This is a genomic window from Paenibacillus sp. XY044, from assembly GCF_002257645.1.
GTDB lineage: Bacteria > Bacillota > Bacilli > Paenibacillales > Paenibacillaceae > Paenibacillus_AQ.
Genome location: NZ_NQMO01000001.1, coordinates 1,305,001 through 1,324,470 on the forward strand (window position 1 = coordinate 1,305,001; position 19,470 = coordinate 1,324,470).

Consider the following 19,470-nt stretch of genomic DNA (forward strand, 5'->3'; position numbering starts at 1 on the left):
CAAAAGGGGACGATGACATGTTTATGGTCATTGGGAACAATCACAAATGTCTGGGGGTCGTCAGTTCTATGGCAAATTCCGGTATAGAACTCTCCACTCACCAGATGAATTGTAATTTCTTTATTCGTCTCAACTGCGGTTAGTATTAATTCCTTATTCAAATTGGAACGGTCACCCCCATACAATACACTTTCATTAACCCAATATAATTAAACAGAAATCGGAAAATGAATCAAAATATCTGTCGAATTAATAAAACCTGTACTTTTATCTACAAAAAAGGAGCAGTTTCCTCCCGAAATAGGAGGAATGCGCTCATAAAACTGGGGTGATCATTTTATTGCGCCCCGGCAATCTTGCGGAACAAATCCCGGAATACGGTATCCCGGTTTACGTGATAAATATATCTGATCTGATGCCGCGTAGGATCATTCACCCAGCGGAAATCTTCAGAAATCCGAGGACTGGGAACCAGAATGCTGGGGCAGGATTCAGGAACAGCCAGCCAGGCGATCACGGAAATATCCCAAATGACGCGGGAGTATGCGAAATGATCCGACGAACAATTCCGGTACGTTTCACAGAGGTATTGTCCCACCTCACCTTCATGCTTGAGATGGGTTTCCAATTCCGATAAGGTCGTCTGGAGATGGGAGGCGGCTCCCATGCACGGGACGAGAACAAGGGGGACACCACAGCCGAACAGCAGCCTAGAGCCATGCAGATCCTGCGCGAGGTTGAATTCGCGCGTATCCGGCCAATGCAGCGAATGGCCACCCAGCCACACCACGACGATCCGGTTAATAATCTCCGGTTCCATCAGAATGGCCGAGGACACATTGGTGATGGCTCCGATCGCCACGACATAGAGCGGATCGTCCGGCGAAGACGCCATAGCCCGCTTGACCAGGTCCCGGGCCGCATCACTTTCCACGGGTGCATCGGCACCGGGAAGGTAACACCCAGAACCCCGGTAGACGGGGATATCTTCGCGCTGGACAAGCTGCCGAATTTTTACGATTTCCTGGTAGCTCTTCTCCATGCCGTCCAATGGGCTTTCCGACAGTTCGTTGTAAAAAGGTGCCGCATATAAGGCTTCGACAGTCACGCTTGCGCTGGACTTCATGGCATAGATGACGGCGAACTGGTCATCGATTTCATTAAAGGTGTCCGTGTCCAGAACGATTCTAACCGGCCTGCCGGGATGTTCGAGCCGCCTGATTCGTTCGTCGGCCGGGATGTGAGGAAATGTGATCACGCCTAACGTCCTCCTTTTCTCCATTGCGATATTGGTTTTCCATCAGTAATCCCAATATATCACAGAAGTGGGCAGGCAAGCCGATTAAATGCTTGTAATTTCAATTCTTTATAGGAGACAGCACTTCCTCGGAACTTACAAGTCTGTAAGATAGGTGTAAGTGAAATCAATAGGTGGAAAAACGGTTCGCCTGTATACTTTGAATAGACAATGAAAGAGAAAGTGAAGGTGAACCGTAATGGAAGACAAACAACAAAACCATCTGTTGAACATCCTGCTCTATGTCATGCTGTTTGTGATCCTGATCTCCTGCTTCGGACGGCTGATCGATCACTCCGTCTATTTCGCAGAGAATGCTCTGAATATGGTGATTCGGGTCGTTGAACGTGTAGTATCCTTCTGATACCTGCCCTTTCGTCATTACGAAAATCATAGTTTGGTTAAAATATTGTACAGCTGCGATCCATCGCAGCTTTTTTTGCTGCAGGGAGAACAAAGAACCGGTCGTTGACAACTTTACCGTCTGGACGGTATAGTAATCAGTAGGTGATGCTAAATGATGGAGAAGCAAAAAAGGACGAAACGCGATGCGATCCTTGCGGCTGCTTCAACGATCGTTCGGAGCCAGGGCGTGGAGAAGCTGACGCTGGACGCAGCGGCCAAGGAAGCAGGCGTCAGCAAAGGGGGATTGCTGTACCATTTTCCGAATAAAGATGCTCTAATTTTGGGGATGATCGATCACTCTTCGGAAGGTTTCTGGAAGGAAATGAGCAGCAGGACCGAAAAGGACGCGTCTGAAGCCGGTAAATGGACGAGATCCTATGTGGACACCACGTTTAACTGCTATGAAGAAGAACAGGATATGATTACGGTTCTATCCGCTGCCATGTTTACCAATCCGGAGATGCTGAAGAAAATTCAGGAGATGTATGCGGCCGTGCAGCAGAATCTTCAGGAGGACGGGCTTGGTCCCGTGCGCTCTAGCATCATCCGGCTTGCCGCCGACGGCTTGTGGTTTGCGGAGATGTTCGGCTTGGCGCCGCCTGACGACGAACTGAAAAAACAAATCTTTGAAACGTTAATGAAGTGGACAAAGGAGAATCCGTAATGTCATATCTGTTTCTTGCCATTTCCATTGCGAGTGAGCTCGTGGGAACATCCATGCTCAAAGCTTCCCAAGGATTCACCAAACTGGTCCCGACGGTCGTCTCGCTGGCGGCTTTCGTCTGCTCTTTCTACTTTATCTCGCTCGCACTCAAGGCGATTCCGCTAAATTCGGCGTACGCCATCTGGTCCGGGCTCGGAACCGTGCTGACTGTCATCATCTCGGTCGCGATCTGGAAAGAAAAAATCAATACAGCCAGCGTGGTCGGCATATCGCTCATCGTTATCGGCGTCGTCGTCCTCAATTTGTTTGGCCCCGGTCACGGAGCGGCGGACGCTTCGGCGGCCGATTCAAGCCATGCCATGAAGAAAAACTTCTAATCCATTCATTAAGAAAGGGTAAGCCAAATGGCTTACCCTTTTAATTCGTTTATCGTCCATCTAAAGCGGGGGACTATACCCGGAACTTGCTGATGATTTGCGACAGGTTGCGTGCCATCGTCAGAAGCTGCTCGGATGAGCTCGCGATTTCTTCCATCGAAGCGAGCTGCTCCTCGGAAGAAGCCGCAACGCGCTGCGTATGCATGGCGGAAGAGGACGTGATGCGTTCCAGCTCTTCCATCGAAGCCGCAATTTCCTCGCTGCCGGCGGACATCTGTTCCGAAGCGGCCGAAACTTCCTGCACCTGGGCCGACACTTCGCGGATGGCCAGCACGATGGCGCGGAAGCTGTCGCCGGCCTGAAGGGCAATCTGCGTGCCCATGCGAGCTTCGTCGGAAGAACGCTGGAGGGAAGTTACCGCATCATTCGTCCGGTCTCCGATGCCTTCGAGGATTTCTTTCACTTGTTCGGACGAATTTCTCGACTGCTCCGCAAGCTTGCGGATTTGCTGGGCGACGACGGCAAATCCGCGGCCATGCTCGCCAGCCCGGGCAGCTTCGATGGAAGCGTTAAGGGCCAGCAGATTCGTCTGATTGGCCACATCCGCAATGAGAGCAAGAATTCCGCCGATTTGCCTGCTCAGCTCTTCCAGCTCCCGCATGGTACCGACGGAATCCGACAAGTTGTTCTCAATCGTCTGCATCTGCTCCAGTGATTTCTTCATGACGGATTCGCCTTCGACTGCGCGCTCCGTCGTGTTCGCAGCAAGATCCGAGACGACGCTGGAGGACTCGGCGATTCGCTGGATGCCCACGGACATTTCGGACATGGCCCGCTGGCATTCCGTCGAGCTCTGAAGCTGCGTCTCCGAATCGGCGGCCACTTGGCTGATCGCTTCGGTAATCTCGTTGGTCGCCTGAGCCGTCTGCTGGGAGCTCTCCTGCATCAGCTTGGCTTCATCGGTAACCTCAAGCGCTGTACGCTGAACGTTGCCAGCCAGCTCCCGCAAGCTTGAGACCATGACATTAAATGCATTCGCCGCTTGGCCAATTTCGTTATTGCTTCTGACCGGCACGCTGACGGTCAAATCGCCAGCGGCCGCCATCTGGGACACGTCCGCCAGGCGTCGGAGCGGTTTAAGGGCATACCGGACAGCAACTGATACGATGATAATGGCTGCCACGAGGAACGCGGCTCCAACGGCGAGGCTCGTCCAAAGGATTTCGGAGAGCCGCTTCTGAATACCATCATAGTCGAAATCGATGCCGAAGACCGAGATGATGTTTCCTTGCTCATCTGTAACGGCTGAAAGATAGGTCACCCAGGTCCCCAAGTCATCGTCGTAAGGAACCGTCACCGCCGAACCTTCCTTTAGCGTTTGATCAAAGGCATTTTCAAAATAAGCAGGCATTTGGTACTCGGAACCCGGCTGCAGCTTCTGATCATCGGGGCCTTGCAAATTGATGACGGCTCTGCTCCCGTTACGTTCCATCTTCCCCGTGGTCAAAATATAGGCGTTGCCGATGCCTTGGCCATTGTCGAGCATCGCTTTCAGCTGACGGCGAATGACCTGGAAAGGCTCCGTATCCGACGGCTCATGTTTGGCCACCGCCTGGGCAATCTGCTTGACTTGGCTTAAATTGGTATCCAGTTGGGTCTCAAGGACGCTGCCCAATCCCATAAACCGTTCTTTGAACAGACTTTTCTGCTCAGTATAGGAGATCCACGTTTGAGCGCTGATCACGACGACGAACAGAACGGCGAGCAGCAGTGTGCTCAGCGCCATTAAACTCCGGAATCTGAATATCTTCTTAGACTTCACGTTTGTGCACCCTCTCGGATTGGAATAACCAATATATCGGTCCTGTGCACCCGTTTATTTAGCTGAGTATCGGGGGGAAATGGAGGTAATATATTCCACCCAAATCGTAGTTCATAAGTACCGGATTGATGATCTTGATCATGACTTGGATACGGCAGAAGGAGGGTATCCTTTGATCGACTTAAAAACGTTGCTGAAATAAGATATATCATGGAATCCGCAGCGGTCCGCAACCTGGGTCACCGAGAAACCGCCGGTGGACAGCAGCATTTCCGCCTGATTGATCCGGATCTGGTTCAGATATTCCTTAAACGAGTACCCCGTGACTTGTTTGAACAGTTTGCCGAAATAGACGGGGTTCAGGTTGACGATATCCGCCATGCCGGTTAAATGCAGATCCTCCGGATAGTGGTCAATGATATATTCGAGCACCCTGTTGACGCGAGGGTCAACCTGGCGATGTGCGTCGCTGCGGTAGGCGTTGGTGATCAGGACATGATGGACGATGAGCATAAACAGCGCTCTTGCATGCATAATATAGCCCGGATGCTTGCGCATCCATACCTGGGTGAACTGCTTGATGTATCCCAGGATTTCGCTTGTAATGAGGTTTTTCGTTACCGTTTGCAGCGGAAGCGCTTCCGACTCGCCAGGAGGAAGCCATTTGAAGTTGAAGGCGTAAGAGTGCATAGGACAATCCGTAAATGTGTACGCCTCGCGGACGCTGCCGACAGGGATGTAGATCACATCGCCGGCTTCCACGGTGTATTTAACGCCGTTTATAAAATAATTGGATTTCCCTTCGACAACAAACGTCAAATCTTGAAAATTGATCGTCTGACGAATAATTTCCCATTGCGGAAAACAGCGCCTGTCGACGAAGAAAACAACATCGGGAATGAGATTTTGCAGCCTCTCGAAATCCATACGGGACCCCCTTTTCCGTTTTATAAACAATCGGACGGCATGATGAAAGCCATATTTAATAATTACAAATAATATTTAGTTGCTCTATGGATTCTAAAAATGGTTTAATTTTATAATAAGCATAGTTAAAACGTGGAATTTCAATCATCACCGATCTTTACAAGCCGGATTACACCATTATGAATGTGTAGATTGCCATTTATTTGTTACAAATTTTATCATCGTTTAGTGGAACACTCATGGATACCATATCACGAATGCAGTGTTCGATTAAACCATTTTGTAAGCGATTACCGAAAGATTTGCTGTTAAGATGCTTCATACGGAAAACGTTTTTGATGAATCGGCAGCGCCAAAATTTTTAAACGGATAAGGGGTTCGCATGACAAAGGATACGATGCTACAGGAACTATTAAACCTGGAAACCAACTTGAAGGAAATCACCAAAGGATTGCGGCAGATCGACGGCAAGTGGAGGGATCATTTTGACACGACGGATCCGGAAGATATGTATCTATGTTCGACATTTGCCAAAGTGGAAGACGAGCTGTCCACCGTCCGCCGCCTGATTCAAGGCATTGAGGCCAATGTGATTGCCGAAGGAAGGTTAAAGATGAAAGGGGATGGACAGTATGTCGTTGAAAATACGGACGCAGTATTAACGGCGGGTGCGGTCGTTGAGGTCCTGTTTCGCAGTTCGGATAAGGATGCCGAATGGATTGTCAGTGGTGTCGAATTGTGCGGTGAGGCGTATACCTTATCGGGTTTTCCCAGACTTGACTTAGAAGGTCTAACGGTAAGGATTAAGCAGTATCCCTCCGAATAGAGAGCGGGGCTCTCGTTTGTAATGAGCCGACCGGATGTGCTAGAATGGCAGAGTTTCAAGCACTGGGATCAAGGGGGCGGCGTACATGGAAGTCATATTTTCAAAAGTCCAAACCAAAGAGGAGATTGCAGCCCTGGCTGATCTCGCCTTCGGGATCTGGCACGAATACTTTATCAGCATCATTTCACGGGAACAAATCGACTATATGGTCGACAAATTCCAATCGGTTCCTGCCATGACCGACCAAATTCATCAGCAGGGATACGAGTATTATTTCATGAATGTAGATGGGGTCCATGTTGGCTATATCGGCGTCAAGCAGGAAGAAGGCAAGTTGTTCCTGAGCAAATTATACATCGCCAAGGAGTACCGGGGACATGGGTACGCAAGCCGGGCCATGGAGTTTCTGACGGCTCTGTGCAAAGAACGGAGCTTAAGCGCCATATGGCTGACCGTGAACCGATATAACGATTCTACGATCGCGGTGTATGAGAAAAAAGGGTTTACAACCGTGCGCACGCAAGTGGCCGATATCGGGAACGGTTTTGTCATGGATGATTATGTGATGGAAAAAACGATCGTGTAAAACGGATGAAAGCACCCGGAAGGGTGCTTTTTTGCTGTTCACAGCGTTTTGATATACCAGGCGTCACAGGCAAAATGCTCGGTCGCGCTCAGCGGCTTGTCCATCAGAACAAACCCGTGCTTGAGATAAAATTTGTTGGCTGCCGCCATGTTGTGAAATGTTTCAAGATAGCACTGCTCGTAATGATTTTTGGCAAAATCGAGCGCAACCCGCAGCAGCTCCGCCGCGATCCCCGTCCCTCGGGCATCTTTGTAGGCGTACATTTTTTGCAGTTCGCATATGTGCGGAAAGCCCGGCACAGGTCCAATGCCGCATCCGGCGGCAATACGGCCCTGATCGTCGGCAACCCAGTATTTAGACCCTTCATGGCGATATACATGATAAAAGTTCCCCAGATCGGGATCGGCCCATGCGGTTCCGGGCTTGTTTGCTCCAAACTCAATCAAGCACGTCCGGATCAGTTCCTCGACCGGTTTATTGTCTTTTTCCTCAATTTCTCGGATGAACATGATGACAACCTCCATTACTGAAAACCAACCTACCGTACTATCATACGACCTAACTGGAGATTCTGTATACCCCGCTAAAGACAGTGGATCAGAATTTTGAATTAGCAATTGAATTTATTAATTCCTACTTGTTGAATCGGATTTAGAATGCTAAAGTGCTGTCATAACTCCTAGTAAACGGATGAGATAATATTTATTTGAAAATTGGCATCTTCTGATGGCTAAAAGGGAGGCAGGGGCACATGGCGGAGACTTTGCTGGACATCACGGCGCTGAGCAAAAACTTTGACACGGCCAAAGGGCGGGTCGAAGCGCTGCACAAAGTGGATTTGAATATCCGGGAAGGAGAGTTCATTACGGTTATCGGCCCGAGCGGCTGCGGAAAGAGCACGCTGCTGCGCATCATCGCGGGCCTAGACGGGCAGTATTCCGGCACCGTTACGCTCGGCGGTCAGAAGATCACGGGACCGGGCATCGACAAAGGGTTTATTTTTCAGGAGCATCGCTTATTTCCTTGGCTGACGGTGGAGAAGAACATTGCTGCGGATTTGTCATTGCATGATCCCGAAGTTAGGCGCAAGGTCGATGATCTCATTGAACTGGTCAAACTCAGAGGCTTTGAAAAGGCCTACCCCAAGGAGCTGTCCGGAGGGATGGCCCAGAGGGTGGCGATCGCAAGGGCGCTGCTGCGAAATCCCCGGGTGCTGCTGCTGGATGAACCGTTTGGCGCACTGGACGCATTCACCCGGGCGCATATGCAGGATGTGCTGCTGGACATTTGGCGCAGAAATCAAACGACGATGATTTTTGTGACCCATGACATTGATGAGGCGGTATTTCTGGCCAACCGGGTCGTCATTCTAAAGCCGCGGCCGGGTCAGATCAAGAGCGTCGTGCCGATCGATCTGCCTTATCCACGCAAGAAAACGACGTCATCCTTTCAAGAGCTCCGGCTTCGCGTGCTTAAGCTGCTGGACTCCCTGGATGAGCTGGAGCTTACGGATGGGGCGGGCATATAAAATACTACTTCGATGTCAGGAAGGGAGGTGGTTGTATGAGCCACGAAATTTCTGCAGCAGCAGGTCCATCCTTGAAAGCGGGCTCCGGAAGATTGAAGCTCCTAGGGTTAGGACTGATCCTGCCGGCTGCCGTCCTTGTTTTATGGCAAATCCTCGGACAGCAGGGATACATATCGGAGCTGCTGTTCCCGACGCCGCTCGTGATCCTGAAAGCCTTTGTCGGTCTCGCTCAGTCCGGTGATTTATGGGACCATTTCCGAATCAGCGCCGTAAGGGCGCTGGCTGGATTTGCGCTCGGGGGGAGCTTGGGACTATTGTTCGGTCTGCTGGTCGGTCTGTTTTCGAAAGCCGAAAGGATGCTTGATCCTTCGCTTCAAATGATCCGCATGATCCCGAGCCTTGCCGTCGTGCCGCTGTTTATTCTTTGGTTCGGGATTGGCGAGGAATCCAAAATTCTGTTGATCGCCAAAGGAGCCTTCTTTCCACTCTATATCAATACTTATCTCGGTATCCGTAATGTGGATAACAAATGGTTCGAAGTGACCCGAGTCCTCGGGTACAGCCGCATACAGCAGATCAGAAGGCTCGTGATCCCGGCGGCGCTGCCTAATATTCTCCTGGGAACCCGGTTATCGATCGGATTATCGTGGCTGGGTCTGGTGGTGGCCGAATTGATCGCTTCGACTTCGGGGGTCGGTTATATGATGTCCGATGCCCGCCAATTCGCCGATACGCCTGTTGTTTTTGTAGGCATTATCGTGTTTGCAGCCGCCGGACTTGTCACCGATTATGTCGTCCGCCTGACGGAACACAGGCTGCTGAAGTGGAAGGAAAACCATAACGGATAGGGGGGTGTTCATATGAGCCTGCAAAACGAAATGCCTATTCCGCAAACAACGGTTAAACAAGAACGAGTCGCTCATTCAGTCCCTCCTCCGCATCCGGAGGCTGGGGCAGGCACCGTCAACATCGCAGAAGAAGTCGTTCAAGCGATCAGGCGGCCTGGGAGCATAAAGAAATGGTGGGGAGATCTCCTATGGGCGTCCATGATACCTGTTGTTGTCGTGGTGCTGTGGCAGTGGGCAGGCGGCGCAGGCTGGATATCGCCCGAATTCATGCCGACGCCTTGGGTCATTCTGAAATCGTTGATCCGGCTCATTGCCTCGGGAGACCTTGCCTACCATATTGGAGTCAGCTTGCAGCGTACGCTCCTCGGTTTTGCGATCGGAGGGATGCTTGGACTGGTGCTCGGGTGCATTACAGGCTTGTTCCGCAAGGCGGAGCATTTGCTTGATCCCAGCATACAGGTGCTGCGGCTCGTCCCGCATTTGGCCATTGCGCCTCTGATCATTTTGTGGTTCGGCTTTGGCGAGACCTCCAAGATTGCCATCATCATTTCGGGTTCGTTTTTCCCGCTGTATATCAATACATACGCGGGGATTCGGCAAGTGGACGGCAAATGGTTCGAAGTGGGAAGGGTGCTCGAATTCAAGCCGTATCAACGGTTTACCCGGCTGATCGTACCCGGTGCACTGCCGAGCATCCTGCTCGGTGTCAGATTATCGCTGGCCGTATCGTGGATCAGCCTGGTCGTAGCGGAACTCGTAGGATCCACGGCCGGGATCGGTTTTATGATTAATGAAGCCAAGCAAAACTCGGATACTCCGGTGATTTTTGTCGGCATTCTTATCTTCGCGGTTGTAGGTAAGCTGATCGATTCCCTGGTTCGCCTGCTGGAGCGCAAATGGCTTCATTGGCGCGACACATACAGTGGTTAAGTTCAATTCCTAACAAAATGGGAGGCGTGAAAAGGATGGCCATTCAAGAAAAAGCGCAGCATTTGAAAACGGATGTGTTGGTGATCGGCGGGGGGCCGGCCGGAACTTGGGCAGCCGTAACGGCAGCAGCCAAAGGAGCCAGAGTGGTGCTGGCCGATAAAGGATATTGCGGCTCCAGTGGGGCGACAGCTCCTTCGGGCACGGGCGTCTGGTATGTGAAGCCGGACGAACGCCTGAGGGAAGAGGCCAAAGCCAGCCGCTACGAGATGGGCGGAAGGCTGGCGGAACACCGCTGGATGAACCGGGTGCTCGACCGCACCTATGCTAACATGAATCAGCTGGCAGGCTGGGGGTATCCGTTCCCGCTGGATGACCACGGAAATCAGCACCGGCGCAGCCTGCAGGGGCCGGAATATATGCGCCTCATGCGCAAGGTAGTCAGGAAGGCGGGCGTGACGATTATGGATCACAGCCCGGCACTGGAGCTGCTGGCCGACGAGCATGGCGTGGGAGGTGCTGCAGGAGTCAATACACAGACAGGGATCCCGTGGACAGTGGAGGCCAGCGCGGTTGTCATCGCAACAGGCGGATGCGCTTTTCTCAGCAAGGCGCTCGGCTGCAACGTCCTCACGGGCGACGGATATCTGATGGCCGCTGAAGCCGGAGCAAATCTGTCCGGCATGGAATTTTCCAATGCCTATGCGATTTGCCCGACATTCTCGTCTGTGACCAAGACGGCTTATTACAGCTATGCGAGCTTCTATTACGAAGACGGCACGATTGTCGAAGGAGCCGGTTCCAAGCGCGGGCGCTCCGTGATTGCGCGCAACCTCATGGAAGGCAGGCAGGTCTATGCCGTCCTGGATCAGGCACCGGAGCATTTGAAGCCGCTGCTTCGGGTTGGCCAGACCAACTTCTTCTTACCTTTCGACCGCCGTGGCATCGACCCGTTTACGGACCCGTTCCCGGTTACGCTTCGCCTGGAAGGAACCGTCCGGGGAACCGGCGGCATCCGGCTGGCGGATGAGCTTTGCGCAACCGATGTGCCGGGACTCTATGCGGCGGGCGACGCGGCCACCCGGGAGCTGATTTGCGGCGGGTTTACCGGCGGCGGAAGCCACAATGCGGCGTGGGCCATGTCCTCGGGCTCTTTCGCCGGAGAAGGCGCGGCGGCCTACGTTAAGAAGCTGGGTACTCATGATGGAAGCCGTAATTTAAAGCGAAAGTCCACCCAGCCGATTGTAGAGGAAGGCAAGGGCAGCGTAAAACCAAGCCGGGCATCGGAATGGATTCAGGCCGTTCAGGATGAGGTCAAACCTTACGACCGTAACCTGTTCCGGACCGGTGAGGTGATGACCCAGTCGTTGAGCAGGCTGAACGGTTTATGGAACGAGCAGCGGGAGCAGGCCATTGAGCACACGGTGGATGGCGTCAAAGCTAGGGAAGCGGCGGCCATGACGGCAACGGCCCGTTGGATGTATACATCTGCATTGGCCCGGACGGAATCCAGAGGGATGCATAAGCGAAGCGATTTTGCCGGGATGGATGACAATCAGCACTACCGCCTGATCACGGGCGGATTGGACCAATTGTGGGTTCGTCCGGAACAGGTTCATAAGGAGGTCGTCTTCCATTGATCGAAGTCATCAGTGAAAGCAAATGCATTGCATGCAATCAATGCGTGTCCGTATGTCCTACCAACGTGTTCGAACGCGTCGTTGACGGGATCCCCGTGATCGCCCGGCAAAGCGATTGCCAGACCTGCTTTATGTGCGAGCTGTACTGCCCGGCCGATGCGCTGTACGTCGCCCCGGAATCCGAGTCGGTTATCGGTGTCACGGAAAGCGAATTGTCTGAACAAGGCTTAATGGGGGGATATCGGGAGAAGGTTGGCTGGGGGAAAGGCCGCAAGCCTGTCGCCAGTCACGAATATATGTATCAGCTGTCGAAGCGGAGCGGGTTTTAATTATCGACTAATGTGGGGGAGCCAATCATGAATACTACGCATCATACAAAAACCAAACACGGCCGCTTGTGGAAGTCAGTTATCGTTCTGGCAGGCTTGATTGCCGTCATCGTGGTTCAGGGATGCTCGCCGTCCAAAGGTACCGGGATTACTGCTCAAGCTGCCCCGGATAAACCGACGGTGCTCAATTATGGCTATATCGGGATCAATACATTAAATGTTCCTTCAAGCGGAGCCGAGGGATGGGGATTCCATAAGGGCATTATCCAGGAGGAGCTGAAGAAGCACGGGATAACGCAGGTGAACCTGACCGGCTTCCCCAACGGACCCGATCAAACGGAATCGTTAGTCAGCGGCCGTCTGGACGCAGGCAGCCTTGGCGATACACCGGCGATCATTGCTTACGCATCCGGTGCGAAGACACGCTTGATTTCCCAGCCAGGGACCTATTCCATCGGGTACTTGTTTGCGAAAAGAGGCGGAGCTGCGTCCATCAAGGATTTGGATGGCAAAACGATCGCCATTCAAAAAGGGTCTTTCATGCACCGATATGTGGTCGGCCTGCTCAACCAGGAGGGCGTGAAGGATTATAAACTGGTTCACATGCTGATTCCCGATGCTCAGGCTGCTTTGGCAAGGGGGGATGTCGACGCGTTAACCAGCAATGGCGTGCAGGCGATGAAGCAGATTGACGAAGGTTACCCGCTGCTCGATGACGCCACCAAGCATCCGGATCTCATCGGTACGAGTGCAACTGTCGTGTCCGATGCTTTTCTGGCCAAATTCCCAGACTTTCCGAAAATATGGAACGAATCACGGAAAAAGGCCCTCGATGATTTAAAGCAGCATGAAGACGAGTACTACCAGTTTGTTGCGGATGCGCAGGGAACGACTCCGGATATTGTGAAGAAGATCAGTCCGATCAGCGAGATCAAGGACACTCCGTTCACGGATGACGGCTTAAAGCTGATTGAAGGAACGAAAAATTTCCTTGTTGAAGAAAAGCTGGCAAAAAAAGATTTTGATATTAACGATTGGGTGCTGAAATAACCACGGCCGCGCGGGATACCAAGCCATTGTTCGAGCAATTTACGAAAACCCACCGGCCAAAGGAAAACTAACGTGAGTTGCTGGAATAAATGAAAATGATATCTTGCGGAGCCACCCTGTTTCTAAACAAGGGTGGTTTTTTTTGAATCAAAGGTGCTCAAATTTTCCTCAACAACCTATTGCGCTATAGAGTAAAATAAATTACTATACAAAGTAAGGAGGTGCTAGAATATGGATGAGGAATTACAGCTTAACGTTCCGCTGCTGCGCAGACGCGTACCGAATCTAACGACTGCGGCACGGGAAGCTGGTCTAAGAGCGGCGACGGTTTCCAATCTGTGTACAGGGAAAATCCCTGTCGGCCGTGCTGAAGTGAGAACGTTAGTGGCCCTTGCTTCTTTGGCGGGATGCAGTCTTGATGAACTCATTATTAGAGGGAGTGGTGTTCGTATGATCGAGACAGGTGTAAAAGCGTTGGATTTACTGGCCCCGGTAGTTCGCGGGGGAACGGTTGGATTTGTGGCCCGGCCAAACATGGGGCAGTTGGTTATGCTCGCGGAACTGATGCTCCGCGTGAAGAAACGGGGATTCGCAACCGTGTTCTGGGACCCGCAATCGGATATTTCGGGAGTCGAGCTGGTCCAAGCACAATCCGAGTTTACCCATTCGGCCCCAGAGGACGTTTATGAACAAATCGTGCAGCTGCGAGGGGAAAAGGATATCCTGCTCGGGGTTGATCGGAGCAAGGTATTATCCGGCGAGTTATTATCCTTGCGGGAAAGTCTTAAAGAAGTGGGGGCCCGGCCGATTACGATCGCCCTTGTAGATATTAAGTGTGAAGCGGCAGACGATGATAATGCGTATGGTCCTCTCGACACCCTTTGGAGATTTGACACTGATCTGATCAGCCGCGGCATTTATCCGGCGATCGACCCGATCGGATCGACCTCCACCGTTTTGGAAGGAGCGCATCTGGACGCCGTTCATTTGACCACCCAGCAAGCGGCTCGTAAACTGCTCCGCCGTTACAGAGAGCTGAGATCGCTGGTGACCGTTCTAGGCGGCGAGAAGATTTCCGATAGTGATTTGCAGCTGTATCGACGGGGGGAAGGGCTCGAAGCTTATCTTGCGCAGCCTTTCTATGTATCCGAACCTTATACCAAGAAGCCGGGGGAATGGTTGACGCTTTATGATACGTTGGCTGATGTGAAGCGGATCTTGGATGGTGAAATGGATAAAACGGATCCTTCCGAATTGTTTTTTAAGGGGCGGCTGGAAGTCACCAGTTAAAGCGGACGATTATGAAATAGAAGACGGGTGCATGGGGCTGGTCCAGCCGACCGGCTCTTTGCTCTCGAATGAGAGATTGTATAGAGCACAGAGGAGAATATCGAATTTCGAAGGTGGTGAACGGTTTGATACGAGGCGTCATTCTCGAAGGCTTATCCACAACAGGGAAAACATCCGTATTGTCTGCATTAAAAAGAGTACATAGTTCGAGCCCGCATGCCGAACGAACGATGATTGCGCTAAGCGAACACTATTCGCAAATCCTCCATTCCGATCATGGAGTGCTGCGGTCGTTGGATCAAAATGAACATATCTCGCTTTTGAATCAGCATATCGATTATCTTGAACAGCTGTACGGCTGGATAGCATCCCTGGGTCAAACGAAACCGTCTAACGGGATTTTTTTCATTTTGGAGAGATTTCATCTAAATCATCGCGCCGCCTTCGCAGATCATTCAAAAATCGAAGCTTTGGAACAGCGTTTGCTGCGCCTCAATGCACGGTGTATTCTTTTGACCTTGTCTCCGGAAGCCGTTCCGGCCCGATATGTTGAAAGCCGCGGTGAAGCTTGGCGTACGTATGTAATGGCGAATCACCCGTCCGCAGAAGATGCTTGCCGCAAGTTTGTTGAGGATCAGGAAGCACTGCGTTCGTGTATGAAACAATCGCTTTTACCAGCTGTGGAAATCAACACCGACGATGCAGCATGGGATGCTTATGCAAGTCAAATTTTGAAAACGTTGGACTAATCAGCGCCATAGCGGCATACAAGGTTAATCTATTAGGACAAACAGGCTGCCGAACAACGGTGGCCTGTTTAGGTTAGGTACCGGGAGGCCTTCATGGTCAAAAGGAGATGTAGTGCTTTGAAGCGAAGTAATATTATGGAAACCGTATTGCCCATCATTTCGGTTTAACTGAAGACCTGCCAAATGAATTTGAAGAGTGAGCCCCATGACTCAACACTACTATATCGCTTCAAGTCGAGAGCTTCCTACCGGCTCCTTCGGTAAGAACAAAACGGTAATGACCTTTCGGGATTACATTAATAAAGTGAACCCTTCCGCAAAAGATCAAATGGTTGTACAAGCTTTGTTGGAAAAGGACCCGGAGGGGGACCAGCTGATGGATATCTACGAAACGGAATTGGATGCAGCCGGCTTGTACATAGCGGGTCCTATGAAATCAGTAGACGCTTCGTGCCCATTCCAGCACCCATACATTTATCAAGTGCATCCCGATGGGGGTTCTTTCGAAATGAATGATGAAAAAAGACGGTCTGCCCCTGAATCATATCAATGCAGCAGAAAATGCCTAACAGAGCTGTTCCACTATATGGATTGCCATTTGAAGTCTGGTGAAGAGTTGGAACTATACTCTTGCACGGATTATGGATTTGACCGATCCTTGGAATTGCCTAACCAAGATAATCTAGTGATTGATTTGTCCACTTTCAAACTGGGGGACTATTTTGAGTGGAAAGAGCGCCAAATGATACGTGTGAGAAAGTAAAGCATTAACTTCCAGGAGGTTTTATGAAGGATCCGAGAATTGAACAACTCGCATGGACCGTAGTGAATTACTCTGTACAGCTGCAGAAAGGGGAGCATCTGCTGATCGAAGTCGAGGGGCATCACACCCTTTTGGCGAAAGCGATCCTAAAGGAAGCGTTTAAAGCCGGGGGCAATGCGAGCGTTATTTTTACAGACCAAGAAATATTGAAAACCCAAATCATGTATCGTGAACCGGCCCATTGGGAGCATCAGGCCACCCATGACTACGTTAGAATGAACGAAATGGACGCTTATGTGCTCATTAGGGCCAGCGATAACGCTAATGAGCTTGCCGATCTGCCGCATGCGAAGAAAGATGTGTATTGGCGAGATTATTATCACAGGGTGCACGACCCCAGATGGGCAAAGACCAAATGGTGTATTTTGAGTTACCCAACGCCGGCCGCTGCACAGCGGGCCAATATGCCGACGGAAGCCTTTGAAGATTATTACTTTGAGGTGTGCACTCTGGACTATCGGGCGCTGGCTAAGGAAATGGATCGATTGGTGTCTCTGTTAGAACGGACGGACAAGGTACGGATTGAAGGACCAGGAACGGATTTGACGCTATCGATTCAAGGGATGCCTATCCAAAAAGACGCAGGGCTGCAGAATCTCCCCGACGGGGAGGTGTTTGCCGTTCCTAGAAAACATTCGGTCAACGGTATGATCACGTTCAACACGTCGGTCGTTATCCGGGGCTTCACGTTCGAGGATATTGCTTTGGAATTCCAAGATGGTAAGATTATTGATTTCAAGGCTAACGATACATCGAAGCTGCAGCAGATTCTGGATACGGACGATGGATCAAGGTATTTGGGAGAGTTCGGTATCGGCTTAAACCCTTATATAACCAAGCCCATGAAAGATATATTGTTTGACGAAAAGATATGGGGAAGTATCCATCTGGCGATCGGAAGTGCCCCAAACCAATGTGAACATGCTAATCTATCATCTATCCACTGGGATATCGTGCTTAATCAGTGCGCGGAGTGGGGTGGCGGCCGACTTTGGTTTGATGATATCTTGGTCCGGGAGAACGGCCGATTTGTATTGGATGAGCTTCAGGGTTTAAATCGTGAATAAGGCGGGATAAAGTAATGGATAAAACAGATCTGGCTAAATCGTATGATATCGACTCACACCGCAGAACAAATGCGAATCCGGCCGATTGGAAGGTGATCGAGAGGGACAAGTTTCTAACCCGCCTGCAGGATTCAGGTAAAAGGAAACTTCTCGAAATCGGCGCCGGGACAGGAATAGATAGCCTATACTTCAAAGAGCACGGTCTCGAGGTAACCAGCATTGATTTGTCCAGTGAGATGGTTCGTTACTGCAAAGAACGAGGGCTCCAAGCCTATGTGATGGATTTCTATCATTTAGCATTTGAGGACGATTCATTTGATGCCGTCTACGCCTTAAACTGTCTGCTGCATGTGCCCAAAAATGAAATAGGCGGCGTCCTGTCGGAAATTAAACGAGTAATGAAGCCGGATGGATTATTTTATATGGGATTATATGGAGGCAAAGATTCCGAGGGTGTTTGGGAGAACGACTGGTGTGAGCCAAAACGTTTTTTCGCCTCTTATTCGGACCGTTCCATCAGAGCGCTGGCTAGACAATATTTCAAGGAAATCAGCTTTCATACAGTTCCTTTAAAAGAAAGCGAGCCCTATTTTCAGGGACTCTTATTACAGAATTAAGATGGTTGTCCATGGCGGCAGGCCCCCTGTCCGCAGACATGAAGATACGGAGGTTTCAGATGGTTACACCGGATATATTGTCCAAAGCTGCAGCATCGTTTGACTTTGATGTGAATACGCTGGAGTTTATTAGCCATTCAGCGAATGAGGTATACCGGTTTACGAAAAACAATGATCATTACATCCTGCGCCTATCGCTTAAGCCTTTTGCTTATAGAGATAAGATTCATGCCGAGTTGGAGTGGGTGCATGATCTGGTACAGCATGGCGTAAACGCATCTCTGCCGATCTTGTCGAAGGATCAACAGTTAACGGCCGTGTATGAAGAAGAGGGACAATGTTATATTGCCGCCGTTTTTCGCATGGCACTGGGGAAATTCTTCGATAAAGGCCACCCGCATTTGTGGGGGACAGCCGTTTATCAAGCTTGGGGAGAAACCATGGGGAAGATGCACTTGCACTCGAAATCCTATAAACCCTTGGTAAAGGGCAGGCAAAGAGATCATTGGAGCAAGATGGATTTCAGCAATCCGAATTTGCAGCATGGGAAGTACAGGGTGCTCCTTGAAAAATTAAGAAGCCTTGAAAATGAGATCGATTTGTATTCACGTGATGAGAATGAGTATGGGCTGATCCATAACGACTTGCACCCTTATAATTTCATGATCGACGGAGATACGATTACCGTATTTGATTTTGACGACAGTATCTATGGCTGGTATGCGCTGGATATTGCCATTGCGGCGACCCATGCGGTTTGGTGGGGGTCCCCCGGCGAGGATCGAGGGTCCAAAAATGAATTTGCCCGCAAATTTTTGGACTATTTTCTTGAAGGATACTTCAAACATCATCAGTTGGAATCTCATTGGATTCAGCGGATTCCATTGTTTATGGATTACCGAAATATATGTTCCTTCTTCTGGTGGTTGCAGGATTGGGATGGAGACGAAAGCAAACTGAATGATTTTCAGAAAAACGCAATAGCGGAGGCGGTGAAAATCATCGCGGATGGCCGCTCCTTTGACGGCTGCGAGATTGAAATGTAATTAAAGTGTCTCTTGAAAAGCAATTGAACACGATCATTACTAACCACGATGTAGACCAAATCAAGTCCCTTTCGCAATATGGACAGACTTATCAGTTTCTGGCAGGCCTGAGTCCAACGATGAAATGCAGGAAAACATCTGACATCCAAGGGATGAATCGAGATTTGGAATATTATTATGTGACGTCGTTAGACGATCGGAAAGTTGATGTTTATGTCCGTAAAGGTGACTGGAAGGTCATGGGGATTCATTTGCAATAAGCAAAAGCCGGAGATTCCCGTTCAAGGAATTCCGGCTTTGTTTTGTTGCTGTGGATATATTTTTAGGCCGTGAGCTGCTTCAGGATCTGCTTCGGCAGAATCCCTGATTCCTGATAAACGAGCTTGCCATCTCTGAAAATAAGGGTGGTCGGTATGCTCATAATCTGAAATTGGGCAGAGGTCACCGGGTTTTCGTCCACATTCACTTTCACCACATTAACCGAACCGCTTGTTTCCTTTTCAAATTCCTCCAGAATGGGAGCAAATATTTTGCAAGGACCACACCATGATGCCCAAAAATTCACGACCGTTACGCCTTCTGTTTGCATCATTTTTTTAAACGTTGAATCTGTTGCATGCTGGATCGCCATCTTCATCTTCCTTTACATAAT

The 19,470-nt window shown here is 50.4% G+C and carries 22 protein-coding genes; 17 read left to right on the forward strand and 5 right to left on the reverse strand.

The features are described from left to right. Positions 1-337 precede the first annotated feature (337 nt). Positions 338-1,258: a nucleoside hydrolase gene (locus CJP46_RS06025; protein WP_094594649.1), complete on the reverse strand. Its 921-nt coding sequence runs from the start codon at positions 1,256-1,258 to the stop codon at positions 338-340. A gap of 238 nt (positions 1,259-1,496) precedes the next feature. On the opposite strand from CJP46_RS06025, the gene CJP46_RS36465 reads away from it, so the two are divergent. From CJP46_RS36465 to CJP46_RS06035, 3 genes are all read left to right on the forward strand, one after another. Further along, positions 1,497-1,661, forward strand: a complete 165-nt coding sequence (locus tag CJP46_RS36465; RefSeq protein WP_179281046.1) for a hypothetical protein — start codon at positions 1,497-1,499, stop codon at positions 1,659-1,661. Between the two features lie 153 nt (positions 1,662-1,814). Beyond that, the gene (locus CJP46_RS06030) at positions 1,815-2,366 is read left to right on the forward strand and encodes a TetR/AcrR family transcriptional regulator (protein ID WP_094594650.1); all 552 of its coding nucleotides are present in this window, start codon (positions 1,815-1,817) and stop codon (positions 2,364-2,366) included. Continuing rightward, positions 2,366-2,743: a DMT family transporter gene (locus tag CJP46_RS06035; protein WP_094594651.1), complete on the forward strand. Its 378-nt coding sequence runs from the start codon at positions 2,366-2,368 to the stop codon at positions 2,741-2,743. The genes CJP46_RS06030 and CJP46_RS06035 overlap by 1 nt, the downstream gene beginning before the upstream one ends. Before the next feature lie 73 nt (positions 2,744-2,816). On the opposite strand, the gene CJP46_RS06040 is transcribed toward CJP46_RS06035, so the two are convergent. Beyond that, the gene (locus CJP46_RS06040) at positions 2,817-4,565 is read right to left on the reverse strand and encodes a methyl-accepting chemotaxis protein (protein ID WP_179281047.1); all 1,749 of its coding nucleotides are present in this window, start codon (positions 4,563-4,565) and stop codon (positions 2,817-2,819) included. Positions 4,566-4,703: 138 nt separating this feature from the next. Beyond that, positions 4,704-5,492: an AraC family transcriptional regulator gene (locus CJP46_RS06045; RefSeq protein WP_094594653.1), complete on the reverse strand. Its 789-nt coding sequence runs from the start codon at positions 5,490-5,492 to the stop codon at positions 4,704-4,706. A 382-nt stretch (positions 5,493-5,874) separates the two neighbouring features. Here CJP46_RS06045 and CJP46_RS06050 point away from each other — a divergent pair, with 382 nt between their 5' ends. Beyond that, complete coding sequence (locus tag CJP46_RS06050) at positions 5,875-6,318, forward strand: DUF5348 domain-containing protein (protein ID WP_094594654.1); 444 nt, start codon at positions 5,875-5,877, stop codon at positions 6,316-6,318. 85 nt (positions 6,319-6,403) lie between these two features. After that, entirely contained in the window at positions 6,404-6,904 is a 501-nt protein-coding gene (locus CJP46_RS06055) for a GNAT family N-acetyltransferase (RefSeq protein WP_094594655.1), read from the forward strand. A 38-nt stretch (positions 6,905-6,942) separates the two neighbouring features. Here the strand turns inward: CJP46_RS06055 and CJP46_RS06060 are convergent, their stop codons facing one another. Next, positions 6,943-7,413, reverse strand: a complete 471-nt coding sequence (locus tag CJP46_RS06060; RefSeq protein ID WP_094594656.1) for a GNAT family N-acetyltransferase — start codon at positions 7,411-7,413, stop codon at positions 6,943-6,945. A 242-nt stretch (positions 7,414-7,655) separates the two neighbouring features. Here CJP46_RS06060 and CJP46_RS06065 point away from each other — a divergent pair, with 242 nt between their 5' ends. The 12 genes from CJP46_RS06065 (at position 7,656) to CJP46_RS06120 (ending at position 18,818) form a co-directional block, all read left to right on the forward strand. Beyond that, positions 7,656-8,432 carry an ABC transporter ATP-binding protein gene (locus CJP46_RS06065; protein WP_094594657.1) on the forward strand — a complete coding sequence of 259 codons (777 nt, stop codon included), beginning with the start codon at positions 7,656-7,658 and terminating at the stop codon, positions 8,430-8,432. 35 nt (positions 8,433-8,467) lie between these two features. Then, entirely contained in the window at positions 8,468-9,280 is an 813-nt protein-coding gene (locus CJP46_RS06070) for an ABC transporter permease (protein WP_094594658.1), read from the forward strand. Positions 9,281-9,292: 12 nt separating this feature from the next. After that, a complete protein-coding gene (locus CJP46_RS06075) occupies positions 9,293-10,210 on the forward strand; it encodes an ABC transporter permease (protein WP_094594659.1) in 918 nt (305 codons plus the stop codon). A 35-nt stretch (positions 10,211-10,245) separates the two neighbouring features. Then, entirely contained in the window at positions 10,246-11,847 is a 1,602-nt protein-coding gene (locus CJP46_RS06080; RefSeq protein ID WP_094594660.1) for an FAD-dependent oxidoreductase, read from the forward strand. After that, positions 11,844-12,176, forward strand: a complete 333-nt coding sequence (locus tag CJP46_RS06085; RefSeq protein ID WP_094594661.1) for a 4Fe-4S dicluster domain-containing protein — start codon at positions 11,844-11,846, stop codon at positions 12,174-12,176. Before CJP46_RS06080 ends, CJP46_RS06085 begins: the two co-directional genes overlap by 4 nt. Positions 12,177-12,203: 27 nt before the next feature. Then, a complete protein-coding gene (locus CJP46_RS06090; RefSeq protein ID WP_094594662.1) occupies positions 12,204-13,226 on the forward strand; it encodes an ABC transporter substrate-binding protein in 1,023 nt (340 codons plus the stop codon). A gap of 231 nt (positions 13,227-13,457) precedes the next feature. After that, positions 13,458-14,516, forward strand: a complete 1,059-nt coding sequence (locus tag CJP46_RS06095; RefSeq protein ID WP_094594663.1) for an ATP synthase beta subunit C-terminal domain-containing protein — start codon at positions 13,458-13,460, stop codon at positions 14,514-14,516. Positions 14,517-14,641: 125 nt separating this feature from the next. After that, positions 14,642-15,265 carry a hypothetical protein gene (locus tag CJP46_RS06100; protein ID WP_143812923.1) on the forward strand — a complete coding sequence of 208 codons (624 nt, stop codon included), beginning with the start codon at positions 14,642-14,644 and terminating at the stop codon, positions 15,263-15,265. A gap of 205 nt (positions 15,266-15,470) precedes the next feature. Next, the gene (locus CJP46_RS06105; RefSeq protein WP_094594665.1) at positions 15,471-16,028 is read left to right on the forward strand and encodes a hypothetical protein; all 558 of its coding nucleotides are present in this window, start codon (positions 15,471-15,473) and stop codon (positions 16,026-16,028) included. 23 nt (positions 16,029-16,051) lie between these two features. Next, positions 16,052-17,155: an aminopeptidase gene (locus CJP46_RS06110; protein ID WP_094594666.1), complete on the forward strand. Its 1,104-nt coding sequence runs from the start codon at positions 16,052-16,054 to the stop codon at positions 17,153-17,155. A 14-nt stretch (positions 17,156-17,169) separates the two neighbouring features. Further along, complete coding sequence (locus CJP46_RS06115; protein WP_094594667.1) at positions 17,170-17,772, forward strand: class I SAM-dependent methyltransferase; 603 nt, start codon at positions 17,170-17,172, stop codon at positions 17,770-17,772. A gap of 59 nt (positions 17,773-17,831) precedes the next feature. After that, a complete protein-coding gene (locus CJP46_RS06120) occupies positions 17,832-18,818 on the forward strand; it encodes a phosphotransferase enzyme family protein (protein ID WP_179281048.1) in 987 nt (328 codons plus the stop codon). Between the two features lie 322 nt (positions 18,819-19,140). Here CJP46_RS06120 and trxA read toward each other — a convergent pair whose 3' ends face one another. Beyond that, the gene (trxA, locus tag CJP46_RS06125; RefSeq protein WP_094594669.1) at positions 19,141-19,449 is read right to left on the reverse strand and encodes a thioredoxin; all 309 of its coding nucleotides are present in this window, start codon (positions 19,447-19,449) and stop codon (positions 19,141-19,143) included. Positions 19,450-19,470 lie beyond the last annotated feature (21 nt).